Origin of the sequence: Mycoplasma todarodis (assembly GCF_004335995.1) — a bacterium.
Taxonomy (GTDB): domain Bacteria; phylum Bacillota_I; class Bacilli_A; order Mycoplasmatales; family Metamycoplasmataceae; genus Mycoplasma_K; species Mycoplasma_K todarodis.
In genome coordinates, this window is sequence record NZ_PSZP01000068.1 from 1 (window position 1) to 3869 (window position 3869).

Annotated in this window: 3 protein-coding genes, 1 pseudogene and 1 riboswitch; of the genes and pseudogenes, 3 read left to right on the top strand and 1 reads right to left on the bottom strand. The window is 32.5% G+C overall.

Annotated elements, in window-relative coordinates:
- Positions 1 to 1364: glutamate--tRNA ligase (gltX, locus tag C4B25_RS04605; RefSeq protein ID WP_131613983.1), on the bottom strand; the 1364-nt coding region annotated here is incomplete at its 3' end.
- A gap of 121 nt (positions 1365 to 1485) precedes the next feature.
- A riboswitch (purine riboswitch) is annotated at positions 1486 to 1581 on the top strand.
- A 65-nt stretch (positions 1582 to 1646) separates the two neighbouring features.
- Here gltX and guaA point away from each other — a divergent pair.
- The 3 genes and pseudogenes from guaA to C4B25_RS04615 form a co-directional block, all read left to right on the top strand.
- On the top strand, positions 1647 to 2498 hold the full coding sequence (gene guaA / locus C4B25_RS05120; RefSeq protein WP_246004304.1) for a glutamine-hydrolyzing GMP synthase: 852 nt from the start codon (positions 1647 to 1649) through the stop codon (positions 2496 to 2498).
- A gap of 253 nt (positions 2499 to 2751) precedes the next feature.
- Complete coding sequence (locus C4B25_RS05125) at positions 2752 to 3135, top strand: GMP synthase (glutamine-hydrolyzing) (protein WP_246004305.1); 384 nt, start codon at positions 2752 to 2754, stop codon at positions 3133 to 3135.
- Positions 3092 to 3869: pseudogene (locus C4B25_RS04615) on the top strand (guanosine monophosphate reductase); the annotation flags it as partial. The gene C4B25_RS05125 and the pseudogene C4B25_RS04615, both read left to right, overlap by 44 nt.

The window sequence follows — 3869 nt, forward strand, 5'->3', positions numbered from 1 at the left end:
TCAATTAGTTCTTGACCGAATAAGTAAATTGCTTTAGCTAATTCAGGACCATGTTGTTGGTAAGTTGTTTCTAAACGAATTGGCATGAATAATGATTTACCTTTTGCTCCTGTAATTTCCTTAGTTGCATTAACAGCAGCTTGGATACCCTCAACAGAGAATTCGTTTTTAGCAAGTTCTGCTTTGAATGTTGAAATAACTTCCGTTACTTCAGCATCTCTAGCATCTGTATTTCTATAAATTTCTAATGCATTAACAATATCAGAAGTTGTAACTGCATTTTGTTTATAAGTTTCTGAGAATAGTTCTAGTCATTCTTGTGTAAATCCTTCAACAGACGTATGTGTTTTAAGTCTTTCAATTACTTTATCATTTGGTAATTGTTTGAAGTATTGTTTTGAGAATCATTCCATTTTTTTAGTATCGAATTTTGAAGGTGATTTTGATCATCTTTTTCAATCGAATTTTTCAATTAGTTCTTGGTGAGTATTTACTTCTGATGCATCAGCAGCAGTTCATCCTAATAGCGCTAAGAAGTTGAAGATAGCATCTGCCATATATCCTTCATCTTTGTAATCAGCGATAAATTGTTTTGTTGATAAATCACGTTTTGAAAGTTTTTTACCTTCCATGTTAGTAATGATTGTAAGGTGAGCAAATTCTGGAACTTCTCATCCAAGTAAATCATAAATAGCTAATTGCTTTGGAGTGTTTGTTGTGTGTTCTTCACCACGGAAAACGTGTGAGATTTCCATGTCATGGTCATCAATAACAACAGCTAAGTTATAAGTTGGGTAACCATCTTGTTTTTTAATTACAAAATCACCGATGTCTGTTGTGTTAACTGTGATGTTTCCACGAACCATATCTTTTCATGTGTAATCTTTGTTTTTTGGAAGTGCAAGTCTAACTGAGAATTCCCCAGCAGCATCTCTTCTTGCTTTTTCTTCATCAGAGATTTTTAGTCATTCTCTATCGTATCTAAATGAGAATACTCCATTTTTTTCTTGTTCATCTCTTTGCTCTGTAAGTTCTTCAGATGAATCGTAAGCTTTATAAGCGTGACCATTAGCAATTAATTCTTCAATAACTGCATTGTATCTATCTAATTTTTCTGATTGTCTATATTTACCGTATTTTTCAACTGGTGTTCTTGGTGATTCATCAGGAGTGATTCCTAATCATTCTAAGTTATCAAGTTGAGAGTCTTCTCCACCTTCAACGTTTCTTTTGATGTCGGTATCTTCAATCCTTACAATGAAGTCTCCGTTATTGTGTTTAGCGAATAAGTAACAGAATAATGCTGTTCTTGCTCCACCAATATGTAGGTACCCTGTTGGTGAGGGTGCGTATCTTGTTCTAATAACTCATACCTTAAAATTGAAAAAACTATAATACCTATAACTTTAAAGTTATTTATTGGGTTCATTATTGTTTATGAAAACAAAAAATAGCAAAAAACTTGTTCTATAAGAACTAATTTTCTCTATAATCTTTAATAACATACATATAAGTTTTTAATTGGAAAAACGTCTCTACGAGAAACCGTAATTTCTCTCTATGTAAGGTAATTCACATTTTACTATTTTTTACCTTATCTAGGAGTTTACCAATTTTGACCTTTTTGTATTGAAAAAGGAGAAAAAATGAACAAAGTTTTAGTGGTAGATTTCGGTTCGCAATATTGCAAACTGATCGCAAGAAGGGTCCGTGATTTAGGAGTTTATTCAGAAATCATCTCACCCTTATCAAAAGATTTATTAGAAGAAGCAAAGAAATTTGATGCAATCATCTTATCAGGTGGGCCTTCATCAGTATTTGAAGAAGATGCATTAACAATTGATAAAAGAATTTTTGAACTAGGTAAACCAGTTCTTGGTACTTGTTATGGTATGCAATTAATTCACCATTTATTAGGTGGAAAAGTTGAGAAACTTTCAGATGGAGAATATGGAAAAGTTTCACTATATAAAACAGAAGAACACCCAATGTTAGATGGTGTTTCAAAAGAGTCTGACGTTTGAATGTCACACTTTGATACAGTTGTTGAACTAGCACCTGGATTTACAACAATAGGTAAAACAGATTTATGTAATGCAATGACAGTTAATGATGAGAAAAATATTTATACTTATCAATTCCATGCAGAGGTAACACACTCTGAATTTGGAGAAAAAATGATTGAGAACTTCTTATTCAAGATTGCAAAATTAAAACCAACTTGAAAAGTAGAAAACTTAATTGAAGAAAAAATTGAAAACATTAAAAAAACAGTTGGAGATAGAAAAGTAATTCTTGGGTTATCTGGTGGTGTTGATTCATCAGTACTAGCAATGCTTCTATATAAAGCAATTGGTAAACAATTAACGTGTATCTTTATTGATCATGGATTACTAAGAAAAAATGAAGTTGCAAACGTTCAAAAACTATTTGCAGAATCATACGATATGAACTTAGTAACAATCGATTCCAGAAACAAAAAGAAAAACAATTGGTAAATTATTCATTGATGAGTTTACGGCAGCTAAGAAAGAACATTCAGATGCTCACTTCCTAGCACAAGGAACAATTTATCCAGATCTAATTGAATCATCAGGTAAAAACGGTACAGCTAAAGTTATTAAGTCACACCATAATGTTGGTGGATTACCAGAAGAATTAGATTTTGAAATCTTAGAACCTTTAAATGATTTATTTAAAGATGAAGTTAGAAAACTTGGATTAGAATTAGGACTGCCTCAATCACTAATTATGAGACACCCATTCCCAGGACCAGGTCTAGCTATTAGAATTATCGGAGATATTACTCCAGAGAAAGTAGAAATTCTACAAAATGTTGATGATATTTTCATCAAAAACCTAATTGAAGCAGGATACTACAATAAAGTTTCTCAAGCACTTGCAATCCTTACACCTATTAAAACAGTTGGTGTTCAAGGAGATGAAAGAACTTATGCTTATACAGCTGCAATTAGATCAGTTGATACAGTTGACTTTATGACAGCAACATTCTCAAGAATTCCATTTGATTTATTAGAAAAAATATCAAGTGAAATTACAAACAAAGTTAAAGATGTTAATAGGGTAGTTTATGACATTACTTCAAAACCACCTTCAACAATCGAGTGAGAGTAAAAGGAGCGATTATGAACAAAGTACAAAAAATAGAAACAACATTAACATATGACGATGTTTTAGACTACCTTCTGAAGTAAATACATCAGTTAAATTAACTGACAAAATCACAATTGAAATACCAGTTATTTCAGCTGCAATGGATACTGTTACAGAATATGAAATGGCGAGAGCTATGATTATGAATGGTGGTATTGGAGTATTACATAAAAATGCTTCAGTTGATTCAATTGTAGAATCATTAGAAAAATTAAATAAAGAGTTTGGAGATACAAAACCAATAGCAACTTCAGTAGGTGTTTCAACAACTGATGAAGTTCTTGATGTCCTTGTTGTTGATTCAGCTCATGGACATTCAAAAGGTATTGGTGAAATGGTTTCTAAAATCTCCAAAAGATATCCAAACGTATTCTTAATTGCAGGTAATATTGTTACTGGTGCAGCCGCTAAATTCTTAATTGAACAAGGTGCAAATGCAGTTAAGGTTGGTGTTGGTCCAGGTGCCATCTGTACAACTCGTGTTGTTACAGGTGTTGGTGCTGGATGCGAAATCAATGGGTGCATTAACAATCGCTGATGGTGGAATGAAACAAACTGGAGATCTTACTAAAGCAATCGTTGCTGGTGCAGATATGGTTATGTTAGGTTCTATGTTAGCTGGTGCTGATGAAACACCTGGTGAAAAAATCGAACACAAAGGTAAATACTATAAATCATATAGAGGTATGGGTTCA